Below are 18,289 nucleotides of genomic sequence, written 5' to 3'. Positions count from 1 at the left end.
AGATATGCAAACGATTTAAACGAATCAATGAAATTTATAATGAGGGAGCAAACAAATATATGAGTGAAACATTACATAAAAGAAAACCACCATATTTAATGCTTGTAATTCTTTTTATTGGGGCCTTTGTTTCATTTCTAAATAACTCGCTTTTAAATGTAGCTTTGCCATCAATAATGAAAGATTTAGACATTCAAGATTATTCAACAATCCAGTGGCTTTCTACAGGATATATGCTTGTTAGTGGTATATTAATTCCGGCATCAGCATTTTTAATAACCCGCTTCTCAAATAGGAGCTTATTTATTACATCCATGGTGATTTTTATTCTTGGTACTGCCTTAGCGGCTGTAGCACCGAACTTTGGCTTATTACTTACTGGTCGGATGGTTCAAGCGGCAGGCTCTTCAGTTATGGGACCTTTGTTAATGAATATTATGCTAGTAAGCTTTCCGAGAGAAAAAAGGGGAACAGCAATGGGGATTTTTGGACTAGTTATGATTACAGCTCCAGCAATTGGACCGACACTATCAGGTTATATTGTAGAGTATTATGACTGGCGTTTGCTTTTTGAAATGATTTTACCGTTAGCAATCATTAGCTTACTATTAGGGATTTGGAAATCTGAAAATGTCATGAAACAAAACAAAAATGCAAAACTTGATTATCTCTCATTATTATTATCTTCTATCGGTTTTTGCGGTTTGTTATATGGGTTCAGTTCTGCAAGCTCAGATGGTTGGACGGATACAGTTGTCGTAACAACTTTAACCATAGGCGCTATTGCCCTAACTGCTTTCATTATCCGTCAATTAAAAATGAATGAACCGTTATTGGATTTACGTGTTTACAAGTACCCAATGTTTGCACTTGCATCTGTAATTGCAATTGTCAACGCGGTGGCCATGTTTTCAGGTATGATTTTAACACCAGCTTATGTACAAAACGTCCGTGGCATTTCGCCGCTGAACTCTGGGCTGATGATGCTTCCGGGTGCGGTAATAATGGGGGTTATGTCACCAATTACAGGTAAACTATTTGATAAATATGGCCCTCGGATTCTTGGCATAGTAGGACTTTCCATTACAGCTGTTTCAACTTATATGCTGGCAAACCTGCAACTCGACTCTAGTCACACGCATATTATTCTTATTTATACACTGCGGATGTTTGGGATGGCGATGGTGATGATGCCGCTTATGACAAATGGTCTTAATCAATTGCCAACTCGCTTAAATCCGCACGGTACAGCTGTTAATAATACAGCTCAACAAGTGTCCGGTTCGATTGGTACTGCTATTCTTGTTACGATTATGAATTCTGTAACAACAACAAAAGCTGAAAGTTTAATGTCTGATGTAGATCCAACAACCTTCACAGAAGCTACGAAGGCAATGTTAACGCAGAAGGCTTTATTATCCGGAATTCAGCATTCATTCTATGTAGCGCTTGGCATGAATGTTGTAGCACTACTATTAGTTTTTTTCGTTAAACGTGTAGATACAAGTGCGGAAGCTGTCGAGAGGTTAAATCGTTAAAGCAAAAAAACTCTTGATAATGATTCCTATAAGTTTCTTGCTGATTAGTTAGGCTGTGAAGAAATACAATTTTTTGTTGCTAAGGCGTCGGTATTTAAAGTTGGAAAAGAACCAGTGAAATAATTATATATAGTAAAAAGGATCTGATATTCATATCAGATCCTTTCAGATTGAAGACAAACACATTGTTCAATTAAATAATGTGTTTGTTTTTTATCTATTTCTCTATCCTTCTCAACCTTTTTATTCGGTGTTTTTTTATTTTTACTCAATATTTTCTACATGTAAACACTTAGTTTCACAGTAATAGCCTTTGCCACCAACATAAACTTTTTCTATTTCATTCTTGCTATTGGTTGCTAATTTAACTAATATTTCGGAAGGCGAGTGTAAAGAATAACCTTGTTCAAATACATAGACTTCTTTTTGTAAGTAGTGCTGTTCATAAAGGTAGCAAGCTAATGCACCGTTTGAAGTTCCAGTCGCTGCTTCTTCATTGATATCGTATAGTGGAGCAAAGTTTCTGCATATAATTCGATTGTCATTAAAAGTATATAGATGCATCCCGACAACATTATAATACTTGCTGATTTTTTTAATTTTTTCAAAATTAGGTTGCATTGTATGTAATTGTGTTTCGCTTTTTATAGGAATTAAAATATCTTTTAAGCCCGTGGAGACAATTTGAATTGGGTATGTATTGTCTATATCTTTAATGTCAAAGCAGTCGATAAACTCATTTGGAGATATAACATCATAGAATATCGGTTCGTTTTGTTCCATGAATATGATGTCCTCTTTTATGGTAATAGTAAGAACACCGCTGTTCGTTTCAATCGTATAGCGATTCTTGAAAAGTTTATTTAAATGCATCAGTATCGTGAAAGAGCCAATTGTGGCATGCCCACATAAATCAACTTCTTCTTTTGGTGTAAAATACTCAATTTTATAATCAGCAATTTCAGATTCTGATATAAATGCGGTTTCCGCATAGCCCAGTTGTTTGGCTATTGCCATTTTTTGAGTAGTGGTCAATGTATTCTCCATAAATACCACTCCTGCTTTATTTCCGCCTTTATGATCCTTGCTAAATGCACTTGCAACATAAACAGATATTTTCATAAGACACCTTCCTCACTTATAGTAAATTGTAACATGGAAAGCACTACGTATAAATGTTGTTGGATAAATTTACTATAAAGCAAGAGACAAACTATTTTTTAGCATCGGAACTCTCTGGAAATAGTTTCACTAGTCAAACATTACTTACTTATCGTATTTGTTTGACTGGACATTAAAAACTATGGGCTTTCCAAATACTACAATCTTAAGCTCATCAACTTCTTTGTTTTGGGTATTCGCTTTTCTTAGCTTGACGGATATGTAGTGCAACTGTAGCTGTAAAATAAAGTGTGATCAAAATATGTGGGGAGTTTTTAGATTATCTTTTAACACCAACATTATAATGCTCTAATTATAATAATTTGCTTCATTGTAAGTTAGTATTTTTTTCTGCAAATTATAAATCTAATGTCAACAAACAACTTAGATTACCAACCTTATAAGCAATATAATAATCATGAATAGTTAGGGAAAAGATAAAATAAGGTAATCAATTACATATCTTTATCCCAGGCGATTGCTTGCTATCTTCTCTTTATTGACTGGGGTATTTTATCCCGCTATTTGCCGGGCAGTAAGACCCCCACCTCAAAATTCAGCGGAAGCAAAGAAGTTAGGTGGGGGTCGGGCTGCCCGTAAAAGCCCGATTGGTGAGGGCTGATTAAAGTTTCACTTTATTTTATGCTTTTTGAAAGGGTGTTTTTAATGGATAAAAAAGTATCTGCCATTCCTCAGCCGAAAACATATGGACCGCTGGGGAATCTCCCATTAATCGACAAAGATAAACCGACCTTATCTTTTATCAAGATAGCGGAAGAGTATGGTCCTATTTTTCAAATTCAAACTTTAAGTGATACCATCATTGTCGTTTCTGGACATGAACTGGTAGCAGAAGTCTGTGACGAAACAAGGTTCGATAAAAGTATAGATGGTGCTTTAGCAAAAGTTCGCGCCTTTGCTGGGGACGGGTTATTTACAAGTGAGACTGACGAGCCTAACTGGAAAAAAGCTCATAATATTTTGATGCCTACATTCAGCCAACGGGCAATGAAAGATTACCATGCCATGATGGTCGATATTGCTGTACAACTCGTTCAAAAATGGGCAAGACTGAATCCGAATGAAAACGTAGATGTTCCGGAGGATATGACCCGCCTTACATTGGATACAATTGGTCTATGTGGTTTTAATTACCGATTTAATAGCTTTTATCGTGAGACCTCTCATCCTTTTATCACTAGCATGAGCCGTTCTCTAGATGAAGCGATGCACCAATTACAGCGACTGGATATAGAAGACAAACTCATGTGGAGAACGAAACGTCAATTTCAGCATGATATCCAATCCATGTTTTCTTTAGTAGATAATATTATTGCTGAACGTAAAAGTAATGGAAATCAAGAAGAAAATGATTTACTTGCCCGTATGTTAAATGTGCAGGATCCGGAAACTGGTGAAAAATTAGATGATGAAAATATTCGTTTTCAAATTATCACTTTTTTAATAGCTGGGCATGAGACGACAAGTGGATTGTTATCTTTTGCAATCTATTTTTTATTAAAGAATCCGGATAAGTTGAAAAAAGCCTATGAAGAAGTAGATCGGGTATTGACAGATCCTACTCCAACATATCAACAAGTTATGAAACTTAAGTACATACGGATGATTTTAAATGAATCGCTACGTCTATGGCCTACTGCTCCAGCATTCAGTCTCTATGCAAAAGAAGATACAGTAATTGGTGGGAAATATCCAATTAAGAAAGGAGAAGATCGTATTTCTGTTCTTATTCCACAGCTACATAGGGATAAAGACGCATGGGGAGACAATGTGGAAGAATTCCAACCTGAACGATTTGAAGAGCCGGATAAGGTTCCTCATCATGCTTATAAGCCATTTGGAAATGGTCAACGAGCATGTATCGGTATGCAGTTTGCACTTCATGAAGCCACTCTCGTAATGGGAATGCTTCTTCAACATTTTGAATTAATCGATTATCAAAACTATCAGCTGGACGTAAAACAAACATTAACGCTAAAGCCCGGTGATTTTAAAATTAGGATTCTACCCCGAAATCAAACTATCAGTCATACTACTGTTCTTGCGCCTACAGAGGAGAAACTGAAAAACCATGAAATCGAACAGCAAGTTCAGAAGACTCCTTCTATTATTGGAGCTGATAATCTTTCGCTGCTTGTTCTGTATGGCTCGGATACAGGGGTAGCAGAAGGTATTGCAAGAGAACTAGCAGATATAGCTAGTTTAGAAGGTGTTCAAACGGAAGTGGTAGCTCTTAACGAGCGAATTGGAAGTCTGCCAAAAGAAGGAGCAGTTCTTATTGTAACTTCATCTTATAATGGAAAGCCGCCAAGTAATGCAGGGCAGTTTGTGCAGTGGTTGGAGGAATTAAAACCGGATGAGCTAAAAGGTGTTCAATACGCAGTTTTTGGTTGTGGAGATCACAATTGGGCTAGTACTTATCAGCGGATTCCAAGATACATTGATGAGCAAATGGCTCAAAAAGGAGCAACAAGATTTTCTACACGCGGAGAAGCGGATGCAAGTGGTGATTTTGAGGAACAACTCGAGCAATGGAAACAAAGCATGTGGTCTGATGCGATGAGGGCATTTGGACTAGAACTTAACAAAAATATGGAAAAAGAGCGCAGTACTTTGAGTCTGCAATTTGTTAGTCGTCTTGGAGGATCTCCTCTTGCCCGAACATATGAAGCAGTTTATGCATCTATACTAGAAAATCGTGAACTCCAATCATCCAGCAGTGATAGAAGTACGCGGCATATCGAGGTATCCTTGCCAGAAGGGGCTACGTATCAAGAAGGAGACCACCTTGGAGTGCTGCCAATTAATAGCGAGAAAAATGTTAACCGAATTTTAAAACGCTTTGGATTAAATGGGAAGGATCAAGTCATACTGAGCGCAAGTGGGCGCAGTGTAAATCACATACCTTTAGACAGTCCTGTTAGTTTGCTTAACCTTATTAGTTATAGTGTCGAAGTGCAAGAAGCAGCCACTCGAGCACAAATACGAGAAATGGTGACATTCACAGCATGCCCTCCTCATAAAAAGGAATTGGAATCATTATTGGAAGAAGGAGTTTATCATGAAAGAATATTAAAGAAACGTATTTCAATGTTGGATCTGCTTGAAAAGTATGAGGCTTGTGAAATCCGATTTGAACGATTTTTAGAACTTCTTCCTGCGCTCAAACCGCGTTATTATTCTATTTCAAGCTCGCCACTCGTTGCACAGGATCGTCTGAGCATTACGGTTGGTGTTGTTAATGCACCTGCATGGAGTGGGGAAGGGACATATGAAGGCGTCGCTTCTAATTATTTAGCTCAGCGTCATAATAAAGATGAAATTATCTGTTTCATTCGAACGCCACAATCAAACTTTCAATTGCCTGAAAATCCAGAAACACCAATTATCATGGTGGGACCAGGTACTGGAATTGCACCATTCCGTGGATTCTTGCAAGCGCGTCGTGTTCAAAAGCAAAAAGGTATTAACTTAGGACAAGCGCATCTATATTTTGGTTGTCGTCATCCTGAAAAAGATTATCTTTATCGTACAGAACTAGAAAATGATGAAAGAGATGGATTAATCTCTTTACACACAGCTTTTTCTCGTCTAGAGGGACATCCAAAAACATATGTACAGCATTTAATAAAACAAGATAGAATCAATTTAATTTCGTTATTAGATAATGGAGCTCATCTTTATATATGTGGTGATGGAAGTAAAATGGCTCCGGATGTAGAAGATACCCTTTGTCAAGCATATGAAGAAATTCATGAAGTTAGTGAACAAGAAGCAAGGAATTGGTTGGATCATTTGCAACATGAAGGACGATACGGGAAAGATGTTTGGACTGGAATATAAATGATCCTTAATTAGATAAGTAATCTGTAACGAATGAACTTCTTTCGACTAAATGTTACTTTACAAAATAAACGTATGGATAAAAATCCCGTATTTTTTATGGAATACGGGATTTTTCTATTTTTTAATAAGCTGGACTGATATTGTAGAAAAAGAAAAAATCTCATATGAAACTAAATTAGAGTGTTACACATAGAGTAGGGCCGTTCTATTAAAAAACTAAGTTTGATTAAATAAATGCGATAAAATCTTGTCAAAAATAATGAAATTTCAGGAAAAATAAGGTACACTAGTCAATGGTTTTGGTTTAAAATCGATTGACGTTAATGTCTATGGGGGAAAAATTGATGAACAACAATACAGTAAATGAATCAGTTGAAGAAGTTCATAAAAAACGAGTAAGATCAAGAAAACGTTTTCCAAATTGGAAATTTATCGCAGCGGGTGTTGGTATAATTGCGCTTCTCGTTGGTGGAGTGAGTTATTATCAGGCAACTCACTTCAATTCGAATGTTACGATTAATGACACCAAAGTTGGTGGTATGAGTGCTGATCAGGCAATACAGAAATTAAAAACATCTGGACTAGCAAATAAAGTCTATGTCGATCAACAACAAATTTTAGATGAAAAAGAGACAAAAACAGAACTTACGGAAAAAGATTTGCCTCAAGTTAAGAAACTATTAAAAAGCCAGTGGACATTTTTCCCTTCCTCAAAGGAAAAAAATTATTCAGTGCTACCGGAAAAGGCGGATCAGTATCGTAGTGAAACGATGAAAAAACTTGTAGAAGAAAAGCTCGTTTCTATGAATAAAGAATTAAAAGCACCTGAAGATGCTATGGCGAAGCTTGAACAAGGAAAAATTGTTATTTCGAAGAGCGTTGATGGAAAACAGTATGACGTTACTAGTCTATTGAAAGATTACGACAAACAGAAATATAAAAGCGAAATTCATCTGAAGTCTACATACATACAGCCTATTAAAGAAGACGATCCAATTATCAAAAAAGAGGAGCAAGCACTACAGAATCTTCTTGGGCAGTCCGTTGAATATAAAGTACAGAATGAAGTGTATCCTTTAAAAGCGAAAGATTTAATTCAAAATGCCTCTATGTCAAAGGATATGAAAGTGACAATCGATGCGAGTGACATTAAGAAAAAGATTACTGAAATTAATAATGCTAAATCAACATTAAATAAAAATTTCAGCTTTAAAACCCATTCCGGTTCGGTTATATCAGTAAAAGGACAAGGCTACGGCTGGGCACTAGATGTTGAAAAAGAAACAAAACAAGTTCAACAAGCTTTTGAAAAGGGTGAAAAATCGCTATCTGCTTCTAATATTCACGGAAATGGTTGGGAGAAGGAAGGTATCGGTTATGAAACAACAGCGAATAACGGTATTGGAGACACGTATGCGGAAGTTTCCATTGCAGATCAACAAATTTGGATTTATAAAGATGGCAAATTAGCAGTCACAACAAATGTAGTAACTGGTAAACATAGCACGAGTGAAGATACATCACCAGGTGTGTGGTACGTTCTGTATAAACGAACACCATACACGTTGAAAGGCAGCGCAGTAGGTAAAGCTGATTATGCAGTTAAAGTAGATTACTGGGTACCATTCACAAATAGCGGTCAAGGATTCCATGATGCTGGTTGGCGAACAAACTGGGCGAATAATGCCTATTTAACAGGGGGATCAGGTGGGTGTGTTAACCTTCTTCCTAATGTTGCAAAAACTGTGTATGATAATTTGAACACGTATGATCCAGTTATCGTGTACTAGAAAATAGCAATCTTGCGTGAAGCGATGTATGTATGAAGAACTTAAATTAAAAAAAGAAGCAGAAAATCGTGAGTGATTTTCTGCTTCTTTTTTATTATGTATACTATGTACTTCTCGTGTGCGGGGGGAACTGTTATCTAGGTACATTTAAACATAACATGTGGTTATCAATTCAGAGAAAGGCATCTTATGGTATCTTTTCTTTATTTCCAAAAGGACTTGCTCAATATCATCATGAATTTTTATTGATGGCATTTATATATATTTTTACTCATAAGAATAGAACTAGCTTAGTATTTACTGGGGGGATTAAGAATGAATAGGGATGAGACCTCATTACATCCTGATACGGGTGTTACGTCTGTCATGTTTGTTGAACGATCATTAAATGAAATTCGTTTTTGGTCTAGAATCATGAAGGAACATTCTTTTTTTCTTCGATTGGGGTTTAGATGTGAGGATATCCAACTAATCGAAGAAGCTAATCAATTTTATCGATTGTTTGAACATATTGAACAAATAGCGTATTCCTATACAAATGAAACAGATCCTGAGCAAATAAAAAGATTTAATTCAGAAGTACAACAAGCTGCAACTAATATTTGGGGATTTAAAAGAAAAATTTTAGGATTAATTCTCACATGTAAATTGCCAGGGCAAAATAATTTCCCACTGTTAGTTGACCATACAAGTAGGGAAGCTGATTATTTTAGAAAACGTTTAATTGAATTAAATGAAGGTAAATTAGATGCCCTTCCGGATGCTATTATTAAAGAAAATGTTTTCTTTTTAAGGATTATGGCAGACCATGCTAAATTTATTGGTCATCTTCTTGATCCATCTGAAAGAAAGCTTGTAGATACAGCACGGAATTTTAGCAATGATTTTGATGAATTAATGTATCAAGCAATTGACTTAGAATCTATGAAACCACAATCTCAAACAGTTCCTCTTTTAGATCAATTTTTAGATCAAAATCGTGTGTCAGTCACATCTCTTCGGGATTTTAAGAAAACGGCACGTGATTTAATTGAGCAATGTAAAATAAAGAGTATCATTCATCCATTATTAGCAGATCATGTATTTCGTGAAGCGGATAGATTTCTTGAAATCATTGATATGTTTGATGCTCATCTTACCAATATTAAATCACAACCTAGATATTAAAAAATAAGGAAAGATACTATTTTTCCTTAAGCTGAGAAGTTAACAATTTATTGTTAGCTTCTTTTCCTTGTGATTTTTAATATTTCCAAGCAATGTAATGAAGTATAATTAGCATATAAGCTACAAGAACAAGGCAAACAGCTTGTGAAAATAGATAAGTGATTTCCTTCTGCAAAGATGTGTCGCGGTTGTAGAAACAAAAAAGAAATGTCACTATCTGAAAGAACAATGTAGACGATCGGAATTAAAAATGTTGAATAAAATTGACAATGAATATCATTTGCATTTATTATGGAATCGTCCCATGTAATTGGATATGATTTTTGTGAAAAAAAGTCTACTTTTTTATTAATGTAATAGATTTCAATTAAAATGTCACTTTCAAGAACTATCACTAATTTTTTTATGAATTTAAACGTAGGAAAGGGTAAGTAAAAATGAACTGGAAAAAAGGCGGATTATGGATTATTATTTTTTTCATTGTAAAAGGTACGATTTCTACACTTTTACTTGTTACAGGTGCTAAATATTTTAATTTATCATATATGCAACTTTTCGTACTAGTACTGATCTTATTACTGATTTCTCTCATAAGTCGAAAATTGCTTTATAGACATAAACAAAATAAAAAGCAAAAAGAGCTAAATATATAATGAAGCCCCAGAGACCTTTGGATTTCTGGGGTTTTACTTTTGGAAATTCATCCCGCTATTTGCGGGTAGTAAAACTCCCATCATTTACAATCTAGTAATAATTCATATAACCAAGAATACTTGGGCTAACAGATTTCGTTAGAGTGCCATTATCTTTTGGTAACCGAATAGATTCATTACCGTTTCAGACTTATGTATGAATTCATAACCTAACAGTAAAAGGGGGATGATTGAAAATATGGCGATTAATGAGGAATCAATTTGTCGACAGTTTGCCAGAATTATCGGTGGACAAGAAGGATTCGCCGGTGGAAAATGTGTAGCAACAATAAATCGGGAGGAAATACGAGCAACAATCTTAGGAAAACGTTTTAGAGTAACAACTTCCTTCTCATTTGAATCAAGAGATCATAAAACTGGACGGGCATTATGTCTAGGCCGAGTAGCACTCTTGCAAAAGGAAGTTACTGAATTTGTTGCTACAATTATTAAACAAGGTATAATTGTTTCGTCTATACACAATGAATGGTTATGTGATGATCCGAATTTGATTTACGTTAATATCGAAGACGTTGATGATCCACTAAATTTTGCAAAAAAAGTTAGAAGAGCGTTATGCAAGTAACAAATTTCTTTCGTTAAATGTTTGATTTTATTAATTAGAATTTTTTGGAATAGATTTAAGTGAATGATTTTATAAAAAAGAAGGCGTTCCATATTTGGAATGTCTTTTCTTAATAATTTTGCTGCTAATGTCGGCTGTTACATTATTTTAATTGATTATATGCTGCTTATTTTGCAACAATAAGAACTGGGTGAGGTATGTTAACTTGATGGCGATGAGCTTCGATTGTGGAAAACCTCCAGATTTTTATTAGCTGGTTAGTTGAAGAAGAATTTGTTCCACAACCATTAAGTTATTATAATACAAAAAATTCTTCTCCTGTAATCCCTTCAAATCGGTCAATCTCCGCGTCTTTTGAATTCCCTGAAAGTTGCTAAACTTAAGCTAAATAACTATACCCTCTCTAGAGAAATAATTAACATATCCTATGCAAGAAAGTTTAGGTAGCTAATAGCATATGTTTTATTGAAAGGGTGTGTTTGAATTATGGAAAGGCCGAATTGGGGAATTGGAGGATTAGTATTCGTTGGCTGCATGTTTCTTGGTGGAGGAGTGGGATCTATGTTAGGAAGTACTCAAACTGGATGGCTAATAGGAATGGGTACTGGATTTCTTGGGATGGCTTTAACGAGACTGATTAGAAAGTAATATAACGGGGATTCTTCTTCCGGTAAATAATGAAATATGTATGTAAGTAATTAATGCCATAAGAACTTTATAAATTATAGTTAGAAGCTTCTCTTTTGTATTTGTCTTTTCTGATTTTTTCCATACATAGATATGATTCTCAAGTCAGAGGATGGCACCTTAGGGTGTTTTTTTATGCCCTCTAAAAATATCTTAACATATAATAGCCGAGTTTTACCTTCAGTCGCCCAGCAAGCATAAAAGGAAAAACACCTCATAAAGTGAAAGTTTAATCAGTGGGGTGTTTATCCCTCACTGATTATTAGCACTCACCAATCGGGCTGTTACGGCCCGTTACTGCGGGATAAAATAAAAATTCTGCACCATTTAAACTCTGGTAACAATACAAATGATCAAGAATAATTGAGCTAATAGATTTCGTTAGATTCCCATCATCTTTTTTATAATAGCATAGATTCATTACCGTTTCAGACCTATGTATTCATTCATAACCTAACAGTGAAAGGGGTGATGATGAAAGGTATGGCGATTAATGAGGAATCAATTTGTCAACAGTTTGCAAGAATTATCGGCGGACAAGAAGGATTCGTCGGTGGAAAATGTTTGGCTACCTGTAGATATCAAATTTTATAAAATGTTATAAGAACATCATAAAAAGAAAGAGGATGAAGCGCTAAAAATTACTGTGGTCATATTAAGCGGGGAGATCTACGGAACTTCTGTAGAATGGAGAAGAAATAGTCAGCAGAAATCACACCGGAGGAATGTATGGAATAGATTTTGATTTTGAAAACAATAGGTAATTCATTTGACAATTAAAATGACCTAATTTAATATATATGTCATAGCATATAAATAGTGAAACAAATACATTCACTGTGAATAATTGACTGGTATGCTATATCCTTTTATATCTTAATTTATAGAGGTGATCCATGAACTTACATGATTTAATAGGCTATCTTGTTCATCGTACTGATGTGAAAATGACTAATTATTTTACTAAGAAATTAAAGCCTTATGGAGTTACACCAGAGCAGTGGGGAATTATTAGTGTTCTTTGTAGCCAAAGGGGCACTACTCAAAAAGAGTTAGCAGAAGCTATTGATAAAGATCAAACTACTGTCGTAAGAATGATACAGTCAATGGAGAGAAAAGGGATTGTAAAGAAGGCTTTGAATGACCAAGATAGGCGTTCACATAACCTTTTTTTAACTGAAAAAGGTGACGAGTTAAAGAAAACCATCTTGCCTGTAGTGAAAGACGCTCACCATTTCGTTACGAGTAATTTGAGCGAGGAAGAGATTAAAGTATTACAATCATTATTAAACAAATTGTATGATACACGCTATTAATACTTGTTCCTTATTAATACTATGCTATTCATAAGGAACAAACTTTGTTTTATGTATTATATATGCTATAGCATGTAATTTTGTTTGTTTAGAGGAATGAGAAGGTAGCTTTATTTTCTATGATACCTCATTCAGGCTCACTTTTTTGCCTAGTACCAGTCAAATTTATGTATTATATATGCTATGGCATGTAATTTCCATCCCTTTAATATTGAAAAGGATAATGTAAATTGAAGCGACTTCCATAGGGTCAATCTCAGGAAATAGGGTATAGGTAGTGACTACTACCTGAACAATACTGAGTTTTGATCAAATAATAAGAAAGGTGTGATTACTATTTTAATTTTCATCAATATTGTAAAAGTTTTGTTGTTTGTGTTCTTTTTAATGACAGGTACGAAAATTATATCTGGGAAAATGGCAGAGGAGTTCAAACGATTTGGTTTACCTTCGTTTTTTAATTTCTTAACTGGAGCTTTTGAGATTGTAGGAGCAATTGGAATGTTGATAGGAATTTGGATTCCAATAGTAGCTTTATTAGCAGGATTATTGTTAGGCGGTACGATGCTTGCAGCTGCATTAACTCTTATTGTATTAGCGAGAGATTCCTTTAAGAAAGCGATACCTGCACTTGTTTTGTTTGTCCTTAGTATAGGAATAAGTTGTTATCATATTTTTTAAACATAACCTGAAGCCGTTAAACTGTATGCGTTCAAGTTGCTAACATTTTGTAGTTTTTTTACAAATAGGGGGATTCTCAAATTAATGCTTGAATAATAATAGCAATACGAATTTAGACATTACTATCATTCGAATCATAATCAGTAAAAGAATGGGAAGGATTTTTATACAAAGGAATTCCTGATGAATTTTATATTAAAAATAGGAGTGAGTGAAAATGGCGTATTTATTACAAGTTGATTTTCCGTTTGAAGGTCCTTTTGGTGAAGAAATGGAAGAAGCATTTTGGGATTTAGCAAATAGTATTAACGAAGAAGAAGGATTCCACTGGAAAATATGGACTGAGAATGAAGAAACAAAAGAAGCTGGAGGCATTTATGTATTTGAGGAAAAACAAGATGCTGAAAAATACGCTGAAATGCACAAAAACAGACTTGAAGCAGTTGGTGTTAAAGATATTAGAGTAAGAATTTTTAACATCAATGAAAAGTTAACGGAACTGAATCGTGGGTATATTAAATAATTTCGACAGTCGGAGCAAGCGTAAAAGGAGGGGGATAATCCCCTCTTTTTTAAATTCTTAAATTGATGGTGAGGGGATTTGTGTATCGGTATATTGTTCCTTGGAAAAGGATGTATGAAGTGTAATATATGAGAGTTCTTACATTTGTGAAAGTGACGTGAAAGTACTTTAAAGAAATTTTATTGAAATAATTTCTTCTCCTTTAATTCTTTCAGTCTGCTTTTCCTTAACGTCTCATGCCCATCAAGCTAAGAAAACAGATGAACCCAAAAACAAAAAAATCCTTCGCAAAATTTGTGAGAGAAAAGGAGAGATAAAGGTATTTTAACCTTATCTCTCTTTTTCTATATTAATTTATTTTCAGGTAAGGAGTTGATTAGTTATTACTAGTTATAAGAACGTGAAGAAGTGTTGATGCCGGTTGGAACTGTTGTAAAGGTTGAGGGGGGGGAATCCAAGGAAATATCAGAGATGTGCATGATGATTTGGCGCAGGGTTATTAATCCATCTTCTATGAAATCGTGGGATTATATAAGCATTTATTATCCTGGAGATTTTAAAATAAAACCTACCTAATTATAGAAGTGATTTGAACGTAAGGAAATTGTAAGAAATGCATAAGAAAAAAGAAATTTTTATTATGTAGGATACAAATATAGAGAAGCACAAAAGAGGGAGGATAAATAGGATTTATTTATACGAAAACCAAACTAGTAATAAGCACATTCTAAATAAAAAAATCATTTATGGTACTAACATACATGTGAAAAAGAGAGATTTTACCGTTTGTTACGACAGTATGGTGCTTGTAAAAATAAACAATATGAAGATGATTTCTGTGTAATTAGTAAGAAATAATATACAACTGCCGATACTCTTTATTATACCTAACACCAACCGCAATGATAAAAACAGGCTCCACTCAAAATATACTTAGTTCATTACAAATAAGTACTCAACGAGATCGTACTTCCGTCGAACAAGTAATGCGAGATACATTGCAACTTGGATACCCCCGGGGTACTCGCTAAAACTTCCCAGGGTAGAAAAACGTAGGGGTATGCAGCTGGTGTATAGGATATAAGAACTAAGAACCGATGAAAACAGATTTTTACTTTCGCATTGGAAGTGTAACGACTTAAACAAATTTTTTTCTTATTTGCTTGGTGGCAATTACTGAAAGAACAGCAACTAAAACAAATATTCACTACAGTTTCTACAGGAAAGGGAGGAATCAATGGATATGGTCTAGGAATCTATGAAATTAAACTTCCTAACGTTGTCTCGATAGGGGGACATACAGGTGTTATTCCAGGATTTAATACTTTTGCTGGAGGGACACATGGAGGGAGGCATATGTTGACGGCAATTTGAACAGTATGGGTAGAGCCGAGAATCCTGGTCTTTTTAAAAGTATTTTACTTGTTGAATTTAGACAGTAGGGATAAAGGCGGAATAGTAGTTTATGTGATGTTTGTAATTGTACAAATAAAAGATGAAATCGATCATTTATCTAAGGAGGTATTTTTCTTATGGAAAATAAATTATCTGGGGTGTTAGCCGCTACCTTGGCTCTAACGATGAGCCTACCAACAGGAGCGCTAGCGTCTTCTAGCAGTAAGACTCCAGTTGTATCTAGTCAAGAAGTTGCTAGCCAAGATTTGGAGAAGATTGCTGCAGAGAACGCTGAACTACTCACGAAGTCCTATGAGACGACTAGCGTGCAGTATGCGCTGATTGATAATGGTAAACTTATTTTGTCGGGGCAGACAGGCAAGAATGACATAGAAGGGAAAGAGCCACTAACCAAAGATACTCTATACGGAATTGGTTCAACCAGTAAAGTATATACAGCTGCGGCTGTTATGAAACTAGTAGACGAAGGAAAAGTTGATTTGGATGCCCCTGTTGCCCGCTATATTCCTGAGTTCAAAATGAAAGATAAACGATATAAGCACATCACACCGCGTATGCTGTTGAATCACTCCTCGGGTTTGCAAGGTTCCACGTACAATAATGTATTTTTATTTAAAGATAACGATGCTTATGCCCATGATATCTTGTTGCAGCGATTGTCCAACCAAAACTTGAAGGCAGACCCTGGTGCGTTCTCAGTATACTGTAATGATGGTTTTACGCTGGCTGAGATCTTGGTAGAGAGAGTCAGTGGTATGAGTTTTACTGAATTTCTACATCAAAAGTTTACAGAGCCATTAAAACTGAATCATACGATAACATCGCAAGACAAATGGGAAAACGAAAAGCGGGCTGGACAGTATTCTCCGAAATACCAGGGTCAGCTTCCAAGTGAAATGGTAAATGCGATTGGTACGGGAGGAATCTCTTCTACTGCAGAAGATGTGGTGCGATTCTCACAAATATTTATGGGACAGGGAAAAGAAATTCTCTCTAATAAAGCAGTCAAGGCGATGGAACAAGAAGAATATAAAAGAGGCATGTGGCCGGAAGATAGCGAAAACGTATTCAACTATGGTCTTGGCTGGGATAGTGTGAAACTATACCCATTCAGTGAATATGGGATAAAAGCGTTGACTAAGGGTGGGGATACGGTACTGCAACATGCCACATTGGTCGTGCTTCCAGAACAGAAGATGGCAGCAGTTGTATTGTCCTCCGGCGGCTCCAGCACGACAAATCAACTGTTGGCAAACAAATTACTGTTAGCTAGGCTTAAAGAGAAAGGGACAATTAAGGATATAAAACCAGATAAATCCTTCGGCAAGCCAGTCAAGGCTAAAGTACCTCAAGACGTGGTAAAAAAAGCGGGTTTTTATGGAAATATCCAAAGCCATTTCAAAATAGAAATTACGAAGAAGGGAGAACTGTTTTTACCAACTAAACCGAAAGAAAAATATGTATATACGGCGGATGGAAGCTTTATAAATGAGAAGGGTACCTCCAAGCTTAACTTCGTTACTGAGAAGAATGGAAAAGTTTATTTGAGAGAGAGCACATATGAATTATCGCCGGGATTGGGGCAAAATGTGTTGACTCAATATTTAGCCCAAAAATTAGAAAGCAATGTGTTACCGAAGAAAACAGCAGCTGCATGGGCGAAGCGTGAGGGGAGCAAGTTCTACCTCGTTAACGAAAAATTTAATTCAATGAACTATCTAGGACTACTAATGCCTCTAAACACACAAATTACGCTCAAGGATGGGTATTGGGACGGCAAAAAAATTACAGGTCCAAATTCGGCGACGCATCAAATTCAGATTCCCGTGATAAATGGGCGGGATACGACGGAAGCTCATTTCTATACAGAGAATGGTAATGAATATATGGAGATGGCCAGCTTTTTATACGTCAGTGAATCTAACGTAAAATCCCTTGATGCAGGTCAATTATCGAAAGTTACACTGCAAGAAAATGGGCATGCCAAATGGTTTACGATTCCGCAAACGGCAGCAGGGAAAATGATGACTGTGAAGTTGCCATCAGGAAGTTCATTCGCGGTGTATGATGAGAATGGAGTATGCGTCAATTTTACCGTCGTTAGTGACAATAACAAAGTGAAACTACCAGAGAACGGAACGGTTGTATTTGCTGGCGCACCGAACTCCGAATTTACAGTTGCATTGAACTAGCTACAACTCGGGATAGACTTCAATAAAACAGTGCGACATGGAAAAGATATTTTATTTGTATCTTAAGTATTACCTTAAATAATATTACACTTAAATTCTTAGCTTAATAGCAATGGGATAGCACCACATGTCTATCAACCTAAGAAAATAAATCAACCCCATGTCCATCAAGCTAGTAAAAATAAATACCCCAAAAATAGTAAAATTGACATCCCCAGAGTAAAAATGTAAAAAATTATTGTTTAGGGGCAGCATAAAACCTTAGTTTGATAGCGATATGGCGCTACTCATAAAAAAAGAAATAGGAGAGAATATCCTATTTCTTTTTATTAATATAATAAAATGTAATGAATAGATCCAAAGTAATGATAATAATTAGAAGTAACAAGTGTATAAGTGCATCAGTTTTTCCGTTTAGTAAAGACTTTACAAAGAAATCCCATTCTGTTTCATAGGGAGGCTCTACCCAATTTCGTTGCAGTCCTAACACCATTCCATTTATGAAATAGACAATGCTTAATAGGATTCTTCCAAGAAATAAGGCAGTTGCTTTTATAGTCCACTTCTTTATCTTTATTATATAAAGGGTTGGAAATAGTATAAGCACCCAAAAAATAAGAATGTAAACAGCATTGATCATTCTCTATACTCCTAACAAAACGATTTTTTCTTA

14 protein-coding genes and 3 pseudogenes are annotated in these 18,289 nt (G+C 35.5%); 15 read left to right on the top strand and 2 right to left on the bottom strand.

Annotated features, from left to right (window positions below):
- Positions 1-59: 59 nt before the first annotated feature.
- Positions 60-1,538, top strand: a complete 1,479-nt coding sequence (locus tag G9F74_RS11760; RefSeq protein ID WP_165406225.1) for an MDR family MFS transporter — start codon at positions 60-62, stop codon at positions 1,536-1,538.
- Between the two features lie 264 nt (positions 1,539-1,802).
- Here the strand turns inward: G9F74_RS11760 and G9F74_RS11755 are convergent, their stop codons facing one another.
- Positions 1,803-2,660, bottom strand: coding sequence for a PhzF family phenazine biosynthesis protein (locus G9F74_RS11755; RefSeq protein WP_016108760.1), 858 nt, complete (start codon positions 2,658-2,660; stop codon positions 1,803-1,805).
- Positions 2,661-3,365: 705 nt separating this feature from the next.
- Here G9F74_RS11755 and cypD point away from each other — a divergent pair.
- From cypD to G9F74_RS11685, 14 genes and pseudogenes are all read left to right on the top strand, one after another.
- A complete protein-coding gene (cypD, locus tag G9F74_RS11750) occupies positions 3,366-6,563 on the top strand; it encodes a bifunctional P-450/NADPH--P450 reductase (RefSeq protein ID WP_016108759.1) in 3,198 nt (1,065 codons plus the stop codon).
- A gap of 347 nt (positions 6,564-6,910) precedes the next feature.
- Positions 6,911-8,356: a L,D-transpeptidase family protein gene (locus G9F74_RS11745; protein WP_016108758.1), complete on the top strand. Its 1,446-nt coding sequence runs from the start codon at positions 6,911-6,913 to the stop codon at positions 8,354-8,356.
- 315 nt (positions 8,357-8,671) lie between these two features.
- Positions 8,672-9,523: a DUF2935 domain-containing protein gene (locus G9F74_RS11740; protein ID WP_016108757.1), complete on the top strand. Its 852-nt coding sequence runs from the start codon at positions 8,672-8,674 to the stop codon at positions 9,521-9,523.
- 108 nt (positions 9,524-9,631) lie between these two features.
- A pseudogene (locus G9F74_RS11735) lies at positions 9,632-9,751 on the top strand (RNA-guided endonuclease TnpB family protein); the annotation flags it as partial.
- 209 nt (positions 9,752-9,960) lie between these two features.
- Positions 9,961-10,176: a hypothetical protein gene (locus G9F74_RS11730; RefSeq protein WP_001104095.1), complete on the top strand. Its 216-nt coding sequence runs from the start codon at positions 9,961-9,963 to the stop codon at positions 10,174-10,176.
- A gap of 238 nt (positions 10,177-10,414) precedes the next feature.
- Positions 10,415-10,801: a DUF1259 domain-containing protein gene (locus G9F74_RS11725; RefSeq protein WP_016108756.1), complete on the top strand. Its 387-nt coding sequence runs from the start codon at positions 10,415-10,417 to the stop codon at positions 10,799-10,801.
- Between the two features lie 486 nt (positions 10,802-11,287).
- Complete coding sequence (locus tag G9F74_RS11720) at positions 11,288-11,449, top strand: hypothetical protein (RefSeq protein ID WP_000441014.1); 162 nt, start codon at positions 11,288-11,290, stop codon at positions 11,447-11,449.
- A 483-nt stretch (positions 11,450-11,932) separates the two neighbouring features.
- A pseudogene (locus tag G9F74_RS11715) lies at positions 11,933-12,061 on the top strand (DUF1259 domain-containing protein); the annotation flags it as partial.
- A gap of 323 nt (positions 12,062-12,384) precedes the next feature.
- The gene (locus G9F74_RS11710) at positions 12,385-12,804 is read left to right on the top strand and encodes a MarR family winged helix-turn-helix transcriptional regulator (RefSeq protein ID WP_001048561.1); all 420 of its coding nucleotides are present in this window, start codon (positions 12,385-12,387) and stop codon (positions 12,802-12,804) included.
- Positions 12,805-13,134: 330 nt separating this feature from the next.
- Complete coding sequence (locus tag G9F74_RS11705) at positions 13,135-13,485, top strand: DoxX family protein (protein ID WP_044810070.1); 351 nt, start codon at positions 13,135-13,137, stop codon at positions 13,483-13,485.
- 217 nt (positions 13,486-13,702) lie between these two features.
- Complete coding sequence (locus tag G9F74_RS11700; protein ID WP_000323747.1) at positions 13,703-14,008, top strand: monooxygenase; 306 nt, start codon at positions 13,703-13,705, stop codon at positions 14,006-14,008.
- 414 nt (positions 14,009-14,422) lie between these two features.
- On the top strand, positions 14,423-14,584 hold the full coding sequence (locus G9F74_RS11695; RefSeq protein ID WP_131202361.1) for a DUF4176 domain-containing protein: 162 nt from the start codon (positions 14,423-14,425) through the stop codon (positions 14,582-14,584).
- A 278-nt stretch (positions 14,585-14,862) separates the two neighbouring features.
- Positions 14,863-15,450, top strand: a pseudogene (locus G9F74_RS11690) (hypothetical protein).
- A 90-nt stretch (positions 15,451-15,540) separates the two neighbouring features.
- Entirely contained in the window at positions 15,541-17,616 is a 2,076-nt protein-coding gene (locus tag G9F74_RS11685; protein WP_016108754.1) for a serine hydrolase domain-containing protein, read from the top strand.
- A gap of 316 nt (positions 17,617-17,932) precedes the next feature.
- Here the strand turns inward: G9F74_RS11685 and G9F74_RS11680 are convergent, their stop codons facing one another.
- Positions 17,933-18,256, bottom strand: a complete 324-nt coding sequence (locus G9F74_RS11680; RefSeq protein WP_000606340.1) for a hypothetical protein — start codon at positions 18,254-18,256, stop codon at positions 17,933-17,935.
- Positions 18,257-18,289 lie beyond the last annotated feature (33 nt).

Source organism: Bacillus sp. EKM202B, from assembly GCF_011066025.1.
In the GTDB taxonomy this organism is placed as follows: Bacteria; Bacillota; Bacilli; order Bacillales; family Bacillaceae_G; genus Bacillus_A; species Bacillus_A toyonensis.
Note: the sequence above shows the minus strand (reverse complement) of the source record. Positions and strands in the feature narration are given on the sequence as shown.